This is a genomic window from Bacillus sp. FJAT-28004 (assembly GCF_001280845.1).
Lineage (GTDB): Bacteria > Bacillota > Bacilli > Paenibacillales > Paenibacillaceae > Pristimantibacillus.
Genome location: NZ_LGHP01000001.1, coordinates 2,354,380 through 2,371,832, shown reverse-complemented (window position 1 = coordinate 2,371,832; position 17,453 = coordinate 2,354,380). Strand labels below are relative to the sequence as shown.

General features: G+C 44.0%; 16 protein-coding genes. 3 read left to right on the top strand and 13 right to left on the bottom strand.

All coding sequences use genetic code 11. The features are described from left to right. Positions 1-146: 146 nt before the first annotated feature. The 7 genes from AC787_RS10090 to AC787_RS10065 form a co-directional block, all read right to left on the bottom strand. A complete protein-coding gene (locus AC787_RS10090) occupies positions 147-1,163 on the bottom strand; it encodes an SAM-dependent methyltransferase (RefSeq protein ID WP_054024653.1) in 1,017 nt (338 codons plus the stop codon). Positions 1,164-2,498: 1,335 nt separating this feature from the next. Beyond that, a complete protein-coding gene (locus tag AC787_RS10085) occupies positions 2,499-2,831 on the bottom strand; it encodes a cyclic-phosphate processing receiver domain-containing protein (protein ID WP_054024652.1) in 333 nt (110 codons plus the stop codon). Positions 2,832-2,859: 28 nt separating this feature from the next. Continuing rightward, complete coding sequence (locus AC787_RS10080) at positions 2,860-3,690, bottom strand: Fpg/Nei family DNA glycosylase (protein ID WP_054024651.1); 831 nt, start codon at positions 3,688-3,690, stop codon at positions 2,860-2,862. Positions 3,691-3,728: 38 nt separating this feature from the next. After that, positions 3,729-4,541 carry a TIGR01457 family HAD-type hydrolase gene (locus AC787_RS10075; RefSeq protein ID WP_054024650.1) on the bottom strand — a complete coding sequence of 271 codons (813 nt, stop codon included), beginning with the start codon at positions 4,539-4,541 and terminating at the stop codon, positions 3,729-3,731. Between the two features lie 137 nt (positions 4,542-4,678). Further along, complete coding sequence (locus tag AC787_RS10070; RefSeq protein ID WP_054024649.1) at positions 4,679-5,980, bottom strand: ribonuclease H-like domain-containing protein; 1,302 nt, start codon at positions 5,978-5,980, stop codon at positions 4,679-4,681. Beyond that, a complete protein-coding gene (locus tag AC787_RS35055) occupies positions 5,977-6,108 on the bottom strand; it encodes a hypothetical protein (protein ID WP_268760164.1) in 132 nt (43 codons plus the stop codon). Before AC787_RS35055 ends, AC787_RS10070 begins: the two co-directional genes overlap by 4 nt. Further along, positions 6,105-8,351: a DEAD/DEAH box helicase gene (locus AC787_RS10065; protein ID WP_054027010.1), complete on the bottom strand. Its 2,247-nt coding sequence runs from the start codon at positions 8,349-8,351 to the stop codon at positions 6,105-6,107. Before AC787_RS10065 ends, AC787_RS35055 begins: the two co-directional genes overlap by 4 nt. Positions 8,352-8,680: 329 nt before the next feature. Here AC787_RS10065 and AC787_RS10060 point away from each other — a divergent pair, with 329 nt between their 5' ends. Further along, positions 8,681-8,968, top strand: a complete 288-nt coding sequence (locus AC787_RS10060; RefSeq protein ID WP_054024648.1) for an autorepressor SdpR family transcription factor — start codon at positions 8,681-8,683, stop codon at positions 8,966-8,968. After that, the gene (locus tag AC787_RS10055; protein ID WP_054024647.1) at positions 8,965-9,576 is read left to right on the top strand and encodes an SdpI family protein; all 612 of its coding nucleotides are present in this window, start codon (positions 8,965-8,967) and stop codon (positions 9,574-9,576) included. Before AC787_RS10060 ends, AC787_RS10055 begins: the two co-directional genes overlap by 4 nt. A 34-nt stretch (positions 9,577-9,610) precedes the next feature. On the opposite strand, the gene rnz is transcribed toward AC787_RS10055, so the two are convergent. Then, on the bottom strand, positions 9,611-10,552 hold the full coding sequence (gene rnz, locus AC787_RS10050; protein WP_054024646.1) for a ribonuclease Z: 942 nt from the start codon (positions 10,550-10,552) through the stop codon (positions 9,611-9,613). A 111-nt stretch (positions 10,553-10,663) separates the two neighbouring features. Next, complete coding sequence (metH, locus tag AC787_RS10045; protein WP_414730977.1) at positions 10,664-14,080, bottom strand: methionine synthase; 3,417 nt, start codon at positions 14,078-14,080, stop codon at positions 10,664-10,666. A gap of 166 nt (positions 14,081-14,246) precedes the next feature. On the opposite strand from metH, the gene AC787_RS10040 reads away from it, so the two are divergent. Then, the gene (locus AC787_RS10040) at positions 14,247-14,795 is read left to right on the top strand and encodes a 1,2-dihydroxy-3-keto-5-methylthiopentene dioxygenase (protein ID WP_054024644.1); all 549 of its coding nucleotides are present in this window, start codon (positions 14,247-14,249) and stop codon (positions 14,793-14,795) included. A 73-nt stretch (positions 14,796-14,868) separates the two neighbouring features. On the opposite strand, the gene AC787_RS10035 is transcribed toward AC787_RS10040, so the two are convergent. Genes AC787_RS10035 through AC787_RS10020 form a run of 4 tightly spaced genes read right to left on the bottom strand, consistent with a single transcriptional unit; the run spans position 14,869 to position 17,441 of the window. Beyond that, positions 14,869-15,657 carry an HAD family hydrolase gene (locus AC787_RS10035; RefSeq protein WP_054024643.1) on the bottom strand — a complete coding sequence of 263 codons (789 nt, stop codon included), beginning with the start codon at positions 15,655-15,657 and terminating at the stop codon, positions 14,869-14,871. A 24-nt stretch (positions 15,658-15,681) separates the two neighbouring features. Continuing rightward, positions 15,682-16,188, bottom strand: coding sequence for a hypothetical protein (locus AC787_RS10030; RefSeq protein ID WP_054024642.1), 507 nt, complete (start codon positions 16,186-16,188; stop codon positions 15,682-15,684). Between the two features lie 26 nt (positions 16,189-16,214). Continuing rightward, positions 16,215-17,204 carry an aldo/keto reductase gene (locus AC787_RS10025; RefSeq protein ID WP_054024641.1) on the bottom strand — a complete coding sequence of 330 codons (990 nt, stop codon included), beginning with the start codon at positions 17,202-17,204 and terminating at the stop codon, positions 16,215-16,217. 45 nt (positions 17,205-17,249) lie between these two features. After that, positions 17,250-17,441 carry a DUF896 domain-containing protein gene (locus AC787_RS10020; RefSeq protein WP_054024640.1) on the bottom strand — a complete coding sequence of 64 codons (192 nt, stop codon included), beginning with the start codon at positions 17,439-17,441 and terminating at the stop codon, positions 17,250-17,252. Positions 17,442-17,453 lie beyond the last annotated feature (12 nt).

Sequence of the window (17,453 nt, the reverse complement as noted above, 5' to 3'; positions counted from 1 at the left end):
AGTCTCCTTCAAGTGATTACAGCTATTATCCATATATTTTCAACCTGATTCGACTAATTGTGAATAGACATAAGCTGTTCCTCGTAACCATGGTTTGCTAGATGCGAAAAAGAGCGCCCTCCTTGCAGTAAGGGGGGCGTCTCCTGTTATTTTTTGATCAAATAAAGTGTTATTTCTTCTCTATTATGGAACAGTTGCTTCGCTTTTTGTAGCTTGAATTCCGTTGAAAGCCGTGAAATCACATCTCGGATCGTTTGGAGCGGTTTGCGGTGCATAAGCTTAACCGTAATAATGGCTGTTGCACCCTTCGTTAGCGCAGGCTCAAGATCGAGAACCAGCTTGCACATCATCATAGGACTCCAGCTCATATCACAAACAAGCAGCTGGAATGAATCTGGATTAAATTTCACTTCCGATGCATTTCGCTTTAAATAAGTTAACGTTGGATAGGCCATGAGAGATGGATGCAATTCAGCAGGATCGATCGCGGTAACCCGCAAGCCGCGTTCCAACAAAAGTGAAGTCCAGCCTCCTGGTGCTGCACCAACATCGAGTGCATTCTGAAAACCAGCGTAGTTCAAGTTGAATGCACGTTCCGCTTCTAGCAGCTTGAATTTGGCACGCGAGACTTGTCCTTCTTCACGCTGAAAACGAACCGCTCCACCCGGCCAATCCGACAGCATGTCCGATGGCGATCCAAAACCGACATATAGCTGATTTACCGCCGCATAGATCGCAATAATAACGTCTGGCTGCTGCACAACAGGCTCCGCGTCAATTTCCTCGAGCACAGCATCAATGACCGCTTTTGTATCCGAAGCCGAATACACAAACTCAGACTTAGATGTACGTCGAATATGAACGGCAACTCGTTTATTTTCAAAAGTTAATACTGCATTTCGGACCATGCTAGACAATTGTTCTAAATCATTAGCATTTCCTGTTATTTCAATCGTACGATCCACCGGCTGCACATGGCGTAAAAAGATCGGCTCTTGCTGATGAATAGATTGCAGCGTCTCTTCCCGTGTGAGCGGGCTCGACATTAAGAACACTTCGCCTGCTGCTAGCTGTGTGAAGGCTACACCCTCAATTAGCCTCCGAAGCTCCTCCATCGCATATGGTGCATAAGTTTGATTAGCTGTTCCGATCCATTGACTCACGTATGTTAAACCTCTTTCGTGTTTGATTACCCTTGGTCCCTAGAGGGATTTTTTCACCCTTGCCCTCGAGGGTTGCAACCCCGAGCCCTTTAAGGGAGTTTACAACCCCCAGCCCTGAAGGGAGTTTACAACCCCAAACCCTTAAGGGAGTTTACTACTCAACTCTACAAGAGCTTTACTACTCAAACTCTTCAAGCGCTTTACTACCCAACCCAAAGGGCTTTTCGAACCCACCCAAACCCTCCCTTCCAAGGGAGGGCCCCAAGGGTTGCACCCTCTGGACACCCGCAACTCGACTAACGTTGGCGTTAATGCGGCGCAGGTTTGTTATGTTTGCTTAGGATCGCTTTCGTCCCTTCGGGACACGCTGGAAGTTGGTGTAAGAATATTGGTGGAAGTGAACTGGTTGAACTTGTCGTTCTCCTGCTTACTACTTGAACCATCAAGTGCAATACTGCCCTTTTCATTAGGGCTTTTCGACCTCACCCAAACCCTGACCTTCCAAAGGATTACAGAAGGGTTGCACCCTCTGGACACCTGCAATTGGACTAACGTTGGAGTTGAAGCAATTCACACATGTTATGTTTGCGTAGGAGCACTTCCGTACCTTTGGGACATCCTTAAAGTTGGTGGTGTTTAAAGGTATTAATAGTTTTAAGTTGTGTGGGTTAGGAAGCCTTTGTAATTACTAATTAGATTCAAAGCAATCATTTTCATATTTTAGGCATTATTTAATGACCTTAAACATGTCATTTGTTTATAAATACATGATTAGAACCATTTATATTTTTAACCTTTGTTTGCATTATAACCGAATAAGTCACATTTCGTGAAATTATTCGAGTGATTTTTTCAACCAATATTACTTCTAGTTCTCACAATAGAAAAAAATCCATTCCTTCCTATTGTCTTTTAATACCCGTTTATGTATCAAATCGACGAAAATAGATCTAAAAATTAGACTTATGGTAAACCCGAGCTTGTCCATGATCTTATCTCGTAATGTTGATTTTTAGAGAGGGTGAAAGCCTCTCCAGTGTAAGCGTGTCCTAAAGGGACGAAAGCGTTCCATGCTCTACCCAAACTTAGGAGCGCCGGTTAGACTCTCACGTTAGTCCAGTTGCGGGTGTCCAGAGGGTGCAACCCTTGGGGCCCTCCCTTGGAAGGGAGGGTTTGGGTGGGTTCGAAAAGCCCTTGGGGTCGAGGTTGTAAATTCAATTAGAGTTTCGCAATAAAAAGCCCTTAAGGGTCTGGGTTTGTAAATAGCCCTTAAGGGTTTGGGTGTAAATGCCCTTAAGGGTTGGGTATAAAAAGCCCTCGAGGGTTGGGTGTATATTAACGACCCGCTATATTATTGATTAGCGCGTCCGGCATCGGACCATTGAACAGCTTGGTCTCAGCCGGCGCATTCGTTGAAAGCATATGATACATTTGCATGCGACCAGCGGCACTTGAGGTGTGTAAGTATATTTGATCGGGATAACGACCCGTCTCAACAATATGGCGCACAACCTCATAGCCTGTAGGCTGAGACCACCCTAGATCGTAATCCAGCGACAAAATACCTACTTCCTCAAGATCAAGCAGCTGCTTGCACTCTTCTGCGTTGCTTGCCAAAACAAATCCTTTTGGACAAGTGCGATAATCGTCTAAATAAACATGAATCATGAGTGAATCCCCCGTTCAACCGATAGACTCAAAGCTTACTTATTCCCTCATCTTGTTGACAATTAGGACAGGCATACGCTTTACGACCAGACACATCGATTTTCTCGATCACAGTATCGCAGCGTGAACATAATAGACCCTCACGCTCGTAAACTTGAAAGTGATTACGATGTTTCCCAGTCAAGCTGTCCCCCTCATAAAACGGATACTCCGCCGCTCCGCCTTGTGAAATCGCTTCCTTTAGTACATTATGCATCGCTGCGTATAGGCGTTCCCACGCTTCGCTTTCGATCGCTGGAATTTTGGTATCGGGACGAATGGCTGCAGCAAAACAAATCTCATCCGCATACACTGCACCTATTCCTGAAATCACGTTTTGGTCGATTAGAGCCGTTCTAATCGCAACTCGTTTTTTGGCAAAAAGTGCAATGAAACGCTGAAGTGTCACTCTTTTGTCCATAGCATCTGGTCCAAGGCGTCCAAGTTTACCCTCGACTTCCTTCACGGTCAAGAGCTGCAAATCTTCCGCTCGCAAGCCCACTCCGTACAATACGACTTCGCCGAAAATCAGTTTCAACTGAACATTGCGGTCAGGTTTGTCAGTCGCGCTGCCTCTATACAAATAAGCCCCTTGCCCCAAATGAAGCAATAGACGTTTTCCATTATCCAAGTGTAAAACTAAATGCATGCCTCTTCTTTCTATAAACCATACAACTTTACTAATGACATCACGCCCAATTTGTTCTTCACTTGCTTGAAAAACTTTAACATTAGTTATCTCGATACCGGTAATTTGGGCGCCTGCGAATTGCTCCGCCAATAAAGCCCGATAATTTTCCAGTTCCGGCAATTCATACATGAAAACTCGCTTCCTTCCTATTTTCTTCGTTATAAGTCTTAACAATCTCTATGATCAGATATATAAGAACGAAGCTCTTCTAAATGATTACAAATAACAGTCGGCTTACACCCTGCCTGACCCATATAATACTCGATGTTCTCAGCTGTTGTAAGTCCAGTCAGAACAAGGATCGTACCGCAGCCAGCTGCTTCACCAAAAGCGATATCTGTTGCCAAATTGTCGCCTACTACCCAGGTTTCATCTGCTTTTAAGCCAATTGCTCTTAATGAATAACTCATGAGGATGGAAGAAGGCTTGCCAATGAGGATAGGCTCTTTGCCGCCTGCTGCCTTTAACATAGCGCCTATAGAGCCCGCTCCCGGAATGAGGCCATCGCTGGATGGCAGCAGCAAATCAGGATTTGTCATAACGAATATTGCCCCGCTGTGAATATACCGAACCGCCTTCGTTAATCGCTCATAGGTGAACGAGCGGTCTATCCCTTGTAAAACAAAATCCGGTTGTTCCTCTGTCAGAACTAACCCTGCTTCTTGCACAGCCTGCTTTAATCCAGCCTCACCAACGACAAATACTGAAGCAGCTGGCTTGATCGAAGCGATATGCTCGGCAGCCGCTTGGGCTGATGTACATACATCTTCAGCAGCAGCAGGAATGCCCATTCTCATTAGCCTCTCAGCAACCTCATCTGGTGTAGACGAAGAATTGTTTGTAACAAAGCGATAGGGGAGCTTTATCTCTCTCAAATAAGAGATGAGCTCGGCTGCACCATCGATTTGATGAGTACCGTGATATAACGTTCCGTCAAGATCAATTAATAAGCCACGCATAACTGGCAGTCCTACTGTCATAGTTTTAATCCTCCTAAGCGTAAACGGCAGTCGCCACTATATGGTGGTCAAGCTTACGTTTTCCTTTGAAAGATAAGCTATATAATAGATCTGCAACTGTCTGTTCACGCTTTTATCCTATTTTAAAAAGTAGCTTCTTATTGAACATTTTTGGTTGATTTGCGTCGCAGCCTTGTTATTCGATTGCGCAAAGCCTCGAGCTCCGCTCTTTTTTTGGTATCGCGACGAACGAGCTGCGAATGATTCAAAGCATGTTCAAAAGCTACATTCGCATGTCCTAATGCCGACTCGAAATCTTTGATCTTATGCTCATAATACATAGCAAGCTCAATGCTTGCCTCATGGGCTGCAGATCCAAAATTTGTCGAAGAATGAATAATAGCCTTCTGCCACAATAACACAGCACGATCCCAATTTCCAGCCTTCTTGTCCCGCGCGGCAAGCATGACTAACGTAGATGGTTTCGAGTTCTCTTCCTTCATGGCCATATCGAATAAATGACAAGGAAGCTCGTTTTTGCCCATACGCTCGAGCCAAAGTCCTGTGCGCACCATCTCCTCCGGCTCATCCGGAAGCGGAATATACTTGCTGATGTTGCCGTTTAATAAATGCCCAAATCGAATCGCTAGACAAGCTAGAGAGAGCATATCAATTTCGTTATGGCGAAAAACCCCTTCAAGCGGCGCTGGATCTCCATTCGCCAAAAATTCAAAATAGAGTTGAGGAGCTAATGATCCTGGAACATCGTCCTCTCGGTGAATACCGAGCCGTTCTTCTTCAACATGGCTTAATTTACAAGAAACGAGCGTATTTCGCCAAATGGATCTAGCGGGATGCAAAAAATCAAGATGCTGAGGTTCCCACATTTTACGGCCAAGGCCATTCATAATAAAACGACTTTGAACGAGCGGCCAATCGAATGTTTTTCCGTTATAGGTGGACAAAAAAGTATAATGATTCAGCTTCTCCATTAAAAAATGAAGCATCGCTCGCTCTTCAGCAGGGTGCCTAATCAAAGCTTGCTCGATAACAAAATGCTCCTTTGACATATAGCCTATTCCAACCATGAAAGGAACGTTCCCTGCTCCAACGCCTAATCCTGTTGTTTCCAAATCGAGAAACATAATTTGTTCAGCAGACATTTGAGATTCAGGATGAAACGCCGTTAAGGCAGGCGCAGAATCGTGCAGCTCTACTAAAGCATGGTGACCATGACGATAATCTGACGGATAAATGATTTTTCGAAGGAGAAAGCTTCCTATTTCGTTCGTAACCAACTTGACATCGAATGTCTCCCACACGGGTGAAAGCCATTCTTCATCGTCTTCAGGTTGCTGTACTATCTGCTCTCCACTTGCAGCTCCCGCTGCTACAGGCTGTTTGTCTTCCTCTCTGCTGTCTCCCCGCAAACGATTCATTCTATCCCGTAATAAACTCATCGATTGCCCTCCGCTTCATTAAGAAGATAATGTGTTTGCTTTTGCAGACCAACAAATTGAATCGGTCCTAGCGGAGCAATATGAACGAACTGCATTTCGTTCTTGCTAATAAAACCATAGTTAATCATAATGACCTCAACAGCTCTAAGCTTGTTTGTTTTGTATGAAGTCCATGTATCTCTGTACCGATACAAGAAGGACAGCCGTCTTCACATGGACATTTTCTAATTAATTTTATTGCCGCTTCTTTTACTTCATCAAACCGTTTATAAACGTCCTCAGAAAGTCCAATACCTCCGGGGTAATGGTCATATATGAATATCGTAGGCAGCTGCGTATGTTCAGCCCTTATTTGTGAAACGACATGAATATCATTTCGGTCACACATAACATGAATGGGTACGATATGCCTTAATACATTTGCTATTCCAAGCAGCAGCTGTTCAAGTGTTTTTGTTTCAATTGTCGGGTCTACCTCTTTTAATTCTATCCAAGTTGCGCTGGTGTGCAGTTCATCTTCTGGAAGGTTAACTTGACCATACCCGATATTTTCAAAACTGCTCAATCGAATTTTTTTGAAAAGTGTGGCTAGGAAATTTACTACGACGTCTCCATATATAATAGATGAAGTACGCCTGCTCTCCGTCCTGTCTGCAGCTAATACTTTAAGTTTTACCGCCAGGTTCGCGTCTGTATAATACTCTACATCGACTTTCCGGACATAAGCCTTCTTATGCTCCCAATCCAGTTTTTCGACTTGGTACTGTACCCCTTCATGTAAATATATAGCTTCATCATGTAAAAGGGTCATTGCGCTAAAACGATCCATTTCTCCAATGATTTTCACGTTCGCTATTTCTGACTGGTCGATAATGACTACATTTTCCTGCGCGGCAGAACGCAGACTAACTTCACTCGCTGGGAAAGCCAGATTAGCCCAGTAAAACGTATCACCTGCATGGGTTAGCACCCGTTCTTCTACTAGATATTCCAAAATGTCTACAATTTCTATGGTGCCGAATTCTTCCCCCTTCTTAAAGGGTAGTTCATAGGCTGCACAGCGTACGTGATCGACTAGAATGAGTAAGTTTTCCGGGTTAATTCTAGCGGATTCCGGGGACCGATCAAAGAAGTATTCAGGGTTTTGGACGATATACTGGTCTATAGGCGTATTACTTGCTACCATTAGTACAAGAGCTTCTCCATGACGTCTTCCAGCCCGGCCTGCTTGTTGCCATGTACTTGCTACGCTCCCTGGATAACCAGTCATAATACAGACTTGCAGTTGCCCAATATCTACACCTAGTTCCAAAGCATTTGTACTGACCACGCCTAATATTTCGCCGTTCCTTAATCCTCTTTCGATTTCCCGCCGTTGATTAGGCAAGTAGCCGCCACGATAGCCCCGTATGGATTTGGTCCCGATTTCATTTTTAACCAGTTCCTGTATATGGCTTAAAATGATTTCTACCCTTACCCGGCTGCGAGCAAAAACAATCGTCTGTATTTTATTCGTTAAAAATTCCTTAGCTAATTGGTTTACCTCTACAGTAGAACTTTTTCGTATATTGAGTGGCTTATTCACGATTGGAGGGTTATAAAAAACAAAATGTTTCCTTCCTCGTGGTGCACCGTTATCGTTAATTAACCGCATAGGGTTCCCTGTCAACTGTTCTGCTAGTTCCTTTGGGTTTGCTATTGTGGCAGAAGTACAAATAAACAGTGGATTGCTTCCATAAAACTTGCATATCCGTTTGAGCCTGCGTATGACATTCGCTACGTGACTTCCGAATACGCCCCTATAAGTATGAAGCTCATCTATAACGATATATTTAAGATTGCTAAATAAACTTACCCATTTTGTATGATGAGGAAGTATTGCAGAATGTAACATATCGGGATTCGTAATTACGATATGCCCTACATTTCTTACTATAGTTCGAATGGCAGGGGAAGTATCGCCGTCATAGGTAAAGCTCTTAATATCAATTCCCATTTCGTTTATGATTTCAGTCAATTCGCTTTTTTGATCTTGTGCAAGAGCTTTTGTTGGAAATAAATAAAGCGCTCGGCTGCCGTCGTCTTCCGCAATCGCTTGTAATACTGGAAGGTTATAGCAAAGTGTTTTTCCAGAAGCGGTCGGCGTTACAGCTACAATATTTTCACCTTTACGTATTGTTTCGTAGGCTGAGTGCTGGTGTGTATATAACTGTTCTATTCCTCGTTTTACGAGAGCCGATTTAATCCTAGGATCGACACTTTCTGGTAGAGGTTTTGTTTTCGCTTCTTGAGGCTCTATTTCAGTCCAATTGATAATATTTTCATTGGCTCTTAAATTTTGTATCATTTCCGAAAGTGATTTCTTTTTTATCATTTCTTAGCACCTCACTATACCCTATATATTAGCGAATATCTGTTCCCTTTACTAGTCTTTACTTCTGGGCACGCAGCGCATAAAAAAAACCGCTTAGCAGCAAATAACTTGTTGCTAAGCGAAAAGGGTCTGCTTTGCCATTTGACAAAAAACGCCTTTCTCCATCTGCGACATTTCCTGCACGACAAAGCGTTTGTGAATGGGTTCGCTCACGTATATCAAATTGACAGCCGAAACTAGAACCGATATAGTAAATTTATATTATAATTAGATGGTTGTTTAAATATCTAACAACGACATAAGAATAGCTGGAAAGGACATCTTATATGTCAATCAATCTAGCCTTTAAAGCACTATCTGACCCTACAAGACGGAAAATATTAGATTTATTGCGTGAGCGAGATTTGACTGCTGGAGAAATTGCTGACCATTTTCAAATGACAAAGCCGAGCATCTCTCATCATCTCAGCCTATTAAAACAAGCAGAGCTTGTATCCGATGAACGGCATGGCCAGCATATTTATTATTCACTCAACACAGCCGTCTTCCATGATTTAATGAACTGGATGAATTCCTTTCAACAGAGCGAATCCGAAGGGATTGTAGGGAAATGAAAGCAAGTATATTCTCTTGGATTATTGTTGCCATTGCTTTAATCGCGAGCATCGTGACCTATCCGGATTTACCCGAGCAATTGGCGATTTACTGGGATATGAACAATGGAATCAATGGATTGGCGCATAAAGCATTTACATTGCTTCTGTTCCCTGCATTCATGGTCATCTTAATAGTCATCCTTCCAAAAAAACATGCTTCCCAAGATCAAAAGCCTAATCTGCATACGGTTCAAAATGTAGTTTTGATCAGTTTGCTCGTGCTTCATGGTGTAACCATTGCTTCTGGCTACGGATTATCCATTGATATCACCAAAGTCATCGTCTCTATGATCGGCATTATTTTCACAGCAGCAGGCTTGTATATGCCGCATTTTCAGCCAAACAGCTATATTGGAATTAAGACAGTAAATACACTTGGTAGTGAAGCCGTTTGGAAAAAAACACATCGTGCAGCATCCAAATTTTATGTGTTTGGCGGATTACTGATGATAGCATCGACATTTATCCCAAGCCCTTATCAGATGTTCGTTTTCTTTGGTATTGTTATCATCGTCGTATTAGCATCTGTATTCCTATCGTTTCACTTTGGCAAAGATAATAAATAAAGTAAAAACACGAGGTTATCCTCGCGTTTTTACTTTATTCCGTATGGTTCACTCGCTTTATTTCAATATGAAGAAAATCTGTTGCTGCGGTGACAGGTGAGAAATGTACGCCTGCCTCCTCCTCTAGCTGCACGAGATCCTCATTGCTGTATCGCCCGCTAAAATGAGTCATCACTAGCTGCTTTGCGTTTGCTCTTGCAGCTGTATTTGCCGCCTCCGCCGTAGTACAGTGTCCAAACTCATGCGCCTTCTCTTCCATTCCAGCAGCGAAGGTTGCTTCATGAACGAGCAGATCTGCATCTTTAGCTAATGTGATAGCATTATCGCACGGCTTCGTGTCTCCAAGCACAGTGATTACTCTCCCAACATATGTAGGCCCTGTAACATCCTCCGTCCGAATGAGTAATCCACTCGGTGACGTGACAGACTGTCCTCTCTTCAAAGCGCCATACAGAGGACCTGCTTCTATCCCATAATCCTTAAGCTTATGAACAAGCAGCTTGCCCGGTTGATCTTGTTCGGTTACGCGATAACCAAAGCAGGTCACACGATGCTCCAGCGGCGCAACCTCAACCTTAAATCGCTCATCCTCAAAAACAATTCCTTCATTACCCGTTATTTCGTGAATAATCAGCTCATAATCAAGCTGTGTTGCACTAATAGAAAATGTAATTTCGATGTAGCTCTTTATTCCTACAGGTCCATACAGCTGGACGGAAGTAATACCACCATCGAATGAACGACTGCTAAGCAAGCCAGGCAGCCCATAAATGTGATCACCATGCAGATGCGTTATAAAAATGAATTCAAGCTTATTCAGCTTGAGCGGCGTTCGCATAAGCTGGTGTTGTGTAGCCTCACCAGCATCGAATAACATCCAGCTGCAAGCAGGCTCAGGAAGCTGAAGCGCCATGGCCGTTACATTGCGATACTTCGAGGGTCTGCCAGCACCCGTCCCCAAAAACCACATATTCATGTTATTATCCACCTCACTCTTAGCACTGTGGCCTAGACTTCTAAAATTGAAACGAAGAGCCCTCTCAAGCTCGTTCGTACGAACGCTTAGGGGGCTCTCATTTATTATACGCTATAGTTTCTCTACATTAAAATATTGTGCTTCAGGATGAGCGAATACCATCGCAGATACCGATGCCTCAGGCTCCATCATGCAGCCTTCAGTCAATTCGACTCCAATATCTTGCGGTCTCATCAGATCGAACAACGGCTCCTGATCTTCAAGGTTTGGACATGCCGGATATCCGAATGATACGCGAATACCTTGATAACGTGCACCATGACGCTGCTTCATCGTCATTTCAGCTGGATCTGGATAACCGCAGATGTCACGCATAATATGATGGACGCGCTCAGCCATACCTTCTGCAACCTCAAGGGCTACGGACTGCAGTGCATGTGAGCGCAAATAGTCTCCGTTATCCTTCCACTCATTCGCAATTTCTCGAATGCCGTGTCCAGCGGTTACCACAAGAAAACCAACATAATCCATAACGCCGCTGTCCACTGATTTCAAGAAGTCGGACAAGCAAAGGTACGGCTCAACCTGTTGACGAGGGAAAGTAAATCGCTTAATCTCCTGCCGTGGATCCACTGGGTTGTAAATAATAACATCATTGCCCGAGGATTGCGCTGGGAAGAAACGGTACATTCCGTGGGTCTTGATAATGCCATCGGTTGTCCCTTTTTGTAAAATTTCATCAACAGTAGCTTTGAGTTGAACCGCTTTTTCATTGCCATCCTTCAATAATTGATCGACGTTGCCTTTTAGTCCGAGGTGATGACCAAGCAGCATCTGCATATTTACATAAGGAATGACATGAGGAAGCGGCACGTCACGAAGAATATGCCGATCTAGATCCGGTGGCGTAAATACAGGCGCATCCGGTGAAATCTTAGAACGCACAGCCCGTGTTAATTGTGGCAATGGTTTCTTTTCTTCTTCGTATATTCCGCCAGATGCCTTGAATGCAGCCATCTCGTCTTCAAGCCGTGAGCGATGCTCCGGGTCCATCAGCTTGTTGGCGATATCCAGACCGTCCATTGCATCCTTCGCATAAAGAACAAGACCGTCATATTCCGGACCAATTCTCGTTTTGGTAAATTTACGTGTAAGCGCCGCGCCACCAACAAGAATAGGTGCATCAATGCCGGCAGTTCGCAAATCCTGCGCCGTAATAACCATTTGTTGTGCTGATTTAACGAGCAAACCAGACAATCCGATGGCATCGGCCTTCTCATTGCGATAAGCCTCGATTAATTGCTCAGGCGGCACCTTAATGCCTAGATTTATTATTTTGTAACCGTTGTTTGACAAAATAATTTCGACAAGGTTTTTACCGATGTCATGCACATCGCCTTTCACGGTTGCCAAAATAATTTTACCTTTGACGGAGGATTCATTTTTTTCCATAAACGACTCTAGATAGGTTACAGAAGCTTTCATGACCTCAGCGCTTTGAAGCACCTCTGCTACGATAAGCTCGTTTCCGTTGAATAACCGTCCAACTTCCTCCATCCCGCGCATTAGCGGCCCGTTGATGACTTCCATCGCCGTATATTTCTTTAGCGCCTCATCAAGATCTGGGATAAGTCCTTCTTTTGTACCTTCCACTACGTAGGAGCCTAGACGTTCCTCAAGCGATAGATTCGAAATTTTCTCTTTCTTCTCTACCTTCTTGTCACGGAATGCTGCAACGAACGCAGCAAGCGTCTCGTCCGTCGTATTGTAAATAAGCTCTTCAGCAAGCCGCCGCTCTTCATCAGGAATCGAAGCATAACGCTCCAGCTTCTCCGTATTTACAATGGCGTAGTCTAAACCTGCTTTTGTCGCATGGTATAAGTACACGGAGTTGAGTACTTCCCTTCCCGCATCCGGCAAACCGAAGGAAATGTTGCTTAGTCCCAAGATCGTTTTGGCAAGTGGGAACTTCTCTTTAATCATCCGAATTCCTTCAAGCGTCTCGACGGCAGAACCGATATATTGCGGATCACCCGAGCCGACAGGGAACATGTTTGGATCAAAAATAATGTCCTGAGGATTCATCTTGTACTTCTGAGTCAGAAGATTGTAGGAACGTTCCGCAACTTCCATCTTCGCATCGCGAGTTACTGCTTGGCCGCGTTCATCGATTAAAATCATAACTACAGCTGCTCCATAACGATGAATCAAAGGCAAAATCTTCTCAAACTTGGATTCACCATCCTCCAAGTTAATGGAGTTAATGATCGCTTTGCCTTGCGAATATTTAAGACCCAGCTCAATAATATGATCATAAGTTGAATCCAGCATCAGCGGGGCTTTAATTTTCTTCACGACTTGCGGTAAAAATTGATGAACCGCATAAGCTTCATCGATATCGGTATCCTGCAAGTTGATGTCGATAACATGAGCGCCGCCTTTAACCTGTGCACGCGCAATTTCTGAAGCCTCGTCAAACTTCTCTTCCTTAAGAAGACGTTTGAACTTCCGTGAACCGGATATATTTGTACGTTCTCCGATCATGATCGGACGATTTTCCGGCTCAATAAATACTGTCTCTATTCCTGATACAGCATCAGGATGCTCACCCATCTTAGTACGCGGAGCATACTTCGCCATCGTCTCAGCCATCACTCGAATGTGATCAGGCGTTGTTCCGCAGCAGCCGCCGGCAATATTCAACCAGCCCTGTTCAGCGAATGCCGACATCTTCTTTGCCAGTGACTCTGGTGATTCGTGATAATGGCCATTCTCATCCGGCAAACCTGCATTTGGATAACAGCTAATTGCTGCGTTAGCGATGTCGCTCAGTGTCCGAAGGTGATCCCGCATAAACTCAGGTCCAGTCGCACAGTTTAGTCCGATGGAGATCGGCTTCAAATGTTCTAACGAAATGTAGAACGATTCAATGGTTTGACCTGCGAGTGTCGTTCCCATCGGCTCGATCGTACCGGATATCATAATAGGCAGTTCTTTGCCTAGTTTGTCAAAGGCGTTGCGGATGCCGATGCTGCCCGCTTTTACATTAAGTGTATCTTGAGAGGTTTCAAGCAGCAGAGCATCCACATCAGCTTCTATTAAAGCAAGCGCTTGCTCATAGTAGCTCTCAACGAGCTCATCGAATGTAACGCCACCGGTTACGGATAATGTTTTCGTCGTTGGTCCAAGCGCTCCAGCAACGTAACGTGGCTTGTCTGGCGTGCTGTATTTATCACATGCATCACGTGCTAATTTAGCAGCTGCTAGATTGATCTCTCTCGCTTTTTCAGGAATATCATAATCATCGAGTACAACACTCGTCGCGCCAAATGTATTGGTTTCCAAAATATCTGCGCCAGCCTCTAGATACTGCTCATGAATAGACTGTATAACGTCAGGACGAGTCAGAACGAGCATTTCATTACAACCGTCCAGCTCCGCTCCACCAAAATCATCTTCAGTTAATCCAGCTTGTTGAATCATCGTGCCCATTGCGCCGTCCAAAATAAGTATGCGCTCCTGAAGCATTTGTTGTATGGTCGGTTTTGACAAAATACTACACCCTTCCCAAAAATCATTAACACATAGTTTATCAGAATACCTGTGATGTGAAAAGGTAATCCATCGACAATCCATTTGATTTGTTTTATAATCATTATATCATTTAATCTCTATAGGAAAAGAGGGAATGTTCATGGCTGAAATTAGAATTCGCAATACAGAGGAACGGATTCAAGGGGAAGAGGCTGTTCGTGCATTTCTAGAACAGCAAGAGGTGCTTTACGAGCATTGGAATCCAAGCAAGCTATCAGAAGAATTACAGCAAAAATTCGTTCTCTCCGATGAAGAGAAACAGCAAATTTTAGCTACTTATGACGAAGAAATTAAAGATTTGGCACAGCGTCGTGGATATCAAACTTGGGATATTATCGCATTGTCCGATGCTACACCCAACTTAGATGAGCTACTTAAAAAGTTTGAAAATGTACACACGCATACAGAAGATGAAGTCCGTGCGATTACAGCAGGACGAGGCATCTTTATTATAAAAGGTACCGATGACGTAGGTTATTTTGACGTCGAGCTTGAAGCTGGTGATGTTATTTCCGTACCGGAATACAAACCGCATTTCTTCACGCTTATGGATAACCGCCAAATCGTAGCCGTTCGTCTCTTTATTGAAACAGAAGGCTGGATCGCTCATCCTTTTGCAGACGATAAGTTTGCTGCTAATCAGGCCTAATAACAAACATAAAATAATGCAAGCCCCTCTACAGCAGCACAAGCTGTCCGCGAGGGGCTTTTTGTTACATGATTTAAGCTTCAAGCAATGGAAGAAGCTCTTCCAAATGTTTAATTTCATGCGAAGGGACAATCTCATCATTGCGAACAACACCGTGACGATTAATCCAAACCGATGTCATACCGATCGTATTTGCGCCAAGAATATCCGTTGTCAGCTTATCTCCGACCATGATGCCATGATCCGTTTCAACGCCAAGGCGCTCAAGCGCATGCTTGAAAATCGATGCGGCTGGTTTTCCTTCACCAAATTCACCCGAGATTATAATGTGATCGAAGTATGGCACGAGTTCCGGCACGCCGGCAAGCTTCTCACGCTGCAAATCAGGCGAACCGTTCGTAAGTAAAAGCAGCTTGTATTTTCCTTTGAGCGCGTCTAGGACGCGGAATGTTTCTTCATATACGATAGGTCGCAAGCGGCGCTCTGCTGGGAATTGCTCAGCCAGCTTCGCACCTAGCTCCTCGTTATCAACGCCTAGTGCTTTCAAGCCCTGTGTCCATGCCGCTTTCCGATATCCGGGAGCAAGTGACTCAAGCTTACGGAATTCCGCCTGCTCACCTTCAAGAAATGGTGCCCAGAGTCCTTCGAACGGATTGATTCCGATCATCTTCGTGAAAGGGAATGTTTCATAGGATTCGTAAAGAGCTCTTGCTTCACGTCGTACGGATTCCTCAAGCTCACTCGGATCAACCCCACACGCTGCTGCTGCCGCTTGGCATGTTGCTTCAAAAGCTTCCTTAACGCTGCGATCATCCCACAGCAATGTGTCATCCAGATCAAATAATACTGCTTGTTTAGCCATCGTTGTTCGAACTCTCCTGCCTATTTATTTTTGCTGAAAAGCTAAGCCGTTAGCATTTGCAAATACTTTCAGCTTCTCGCCAATTTCATCGGTTGGAAAACGGTTGGTCAACTTAGAGAAAACCCAGTTTCCACCTTTGTGCATCTCTACGATCACATAACCCTTTTGCACGCTAAACCCTTTGATCGAGGCTACTGGCACACGCTTATCTCCAGTGAGTCGACGTGATTGAATGTAGTCTTTGCCGATCGTAATATACGGTCTGCGGAAAAAAAATAGTGACGCGAGCAAAACATAACATCCTACTGTAATCCAAAACATCGTATCCATCTTAAAAGTAGTTGAGCTTGACATCAAGATGACGTACATGCCAATAAACAAAATCAAAAGTATTGGCGCAATGAAGTTTCGGCCCACAATTTTTTCTGATTTCTCTGCATTGAAAACGATCTGACCATTTCCTTGCTTCTTGCGTTGCTTATTTACAACATTCATATTTTTGCGCACTTTGCGCTCCCAGGAACGTGACAAACGAATTCTCCTCCTAATTAAAAACGCTATTCAAACGGTCTGCGAAACTTTTCAATAAAACGATTGGGGTAATCTTCTTCAAGAGCACTTACCTGCTCCAAACGGTTCCATACCTCGCTTGGCATTTCCCAACCAATGGCTCCGATATTATCTTCAAACTGCTCTAGCTTGCTAGCGCCGAAAATCGGAGAAGTAATGCCTTCACGCTGAATAAGCCATCTTAATGCAACCTGTGCAGGTGATTTGTCCAGCTCTTTTGCTGCTTCGAGCAAAGCATCGAGAATGACAAAATTTTTGTCATTTGCACGCAGTGTCCACGCGCTCTCGCCTGCTTTTGAAGTCAATCGTCCTTCCGTAGGCTCTTCCCTCGTGTAGCGTCCAGTTAGAAAACCGCCGCCAATCGGTGCCCAAGGAATAATACCTACCTTCTCCTCTAAACAAAGCGACAGCATTTCACGATCCATTTGTCTGCTAACTAAGCTGTATTGAGGCTGTATCGATACAAAACGCACATATCGGCTAGCATCGCTATAAGCTAGTGATTTCATCAGCTGCCATGCAAAAAAATTAGAACATCCTATGTAACGAACTTTACCCGAAGTAACGAGATCATCCAGCGTGCGCAGCGTCTCCTCTATAGGTGTCGCATGATCCCATACATGCACCTGATACAGATCGATATAATCGGTCTGAAGCCGCTTAAGGCTAGCTTCCACGCCGTCCATAATATGTTTGCGCGATAAGCCTACTCCGTTGATATTACTGGATGTTGTCATTCGTACCTTGGTTGCAAGAACGATGTCAGAACGTTTGTTTTTGATCGCCTTGCCGACTATTTCCTCGGAACGACCGCTCACATAAACGTCGGCCGTATCGAGAAAATTGCCCCCACGATCTACAAAACGATCGATCATCTCGATCGAATCATCCTCACTTGTCGTATTGCCAAATGTCATTGTGCCTAAACAAAGCTCAGAAACAGCTAGTCCGCTTTTGCCTAATAGTTTATATTTCATCTAATCACCCTTTCATGGATATTAAATGATTACGCTAGACATTCTTTAGTGCTTGATATTATCTTTGTCATCAACAATTTCAATTTTATCAAGCTGTTGACGGAAGTTGCCTTTGAAAACGGTCAAATATTGCTTGCGAAGCTCTTCTCTCTCAACCATTTCCTGATCGGATAAACCCTCCGATTTATTTTTACGAGCCAGCTCGTTAATACGCTCTATAATTTTTTCGAATTCCATTACTTGCTCTAC

Coding starts and splice junctions, on each gene's coding strand:
- AC787_RS10085 (WP_054024652.1), bottom strand. CDS start 2,831: ATGATTCATGTTTATTTAGACGATTATCGCACTTGTCCAAAAGGATTT.
- AC787_RS10080 (WP_054024651.1), bottom strand. CDS start 3,690: ATGTATGAATTGCCGGAACTGGAAAATTATCGGGCTTTATTGGCGGAG.
- AC787_RS10075 (WP_054024650.1), bottom strand. CDS start 4,541: ATGACAGTAGGACTGCCAGTTATGCGTGGCTTATTAATTGATCTTGAC.
- AC787_RS10070 (WP_054024649.1), bottom strand. CDS start 5,980: ATGAGTTTATTACGGGATAGAATGAATCGTTTGCGGGGAGACAGCAGA.
- AC787_RS35055 (WP_268760164.1), bottom strand. CDS start 6,108: ATGATTAACTATGGTTTTATTAGCAAGAACGAAATGCAGTTCGTTCAT.
- AC787_RS10060 (WP_054024648.1), top strand. CDS start 8,681: ATGTCAATCAATCTAGCCTTTAAAGCACTATCTGACCCTACAAGACGG.
- AC787_RS10055 (WP_054024647.1), top strand. CDS start 8,965: ATGAAAGCAAGTATATTCTCTTGGATTATTGTTGCCATTGCTTTAATC.
- rnz (WP_054024646.1), bottom strand. CDS start 10,552: ATGAATATGTGGTTTTTGGGGACGGGTGCTGGCAGACCCTCGAAGTAT.
- metH (WP_414730977.1), bottom strand. CDS start 14,080: ATGCTTCAGGAGCGCATACTTATTTTGGACGGCGCAATGGGCACGATG.
- AC787_RS10040 (WP_054024644.1), top strand. CDS start 14,247: ATGGCTGAAATTAGAATTCGCAATACAGAGGAACGGATTCAAGGGGAA.
- AC787_RS10035 (WP_054024643.1), bottom strand. CDS start 15,657: ATGGCTAAACAAGCAGTATTATTTGATCTGGATGACACATTGCTGTGG.
- AC787_RS10025 (WP_054024641.1), bottom strand. CDS start 17,204: ATGAAATATAAACTATTAGGCAAAAGCGGACTAGCTGTTTCTGAGCTT.
- AC787_RS10020 (WP_054024640.1), bottom strand. CDS start 17,441: ATGGAATTCGAAAAAATTATAGAGCGTATTAACGAGCTGGCTCGTAAA.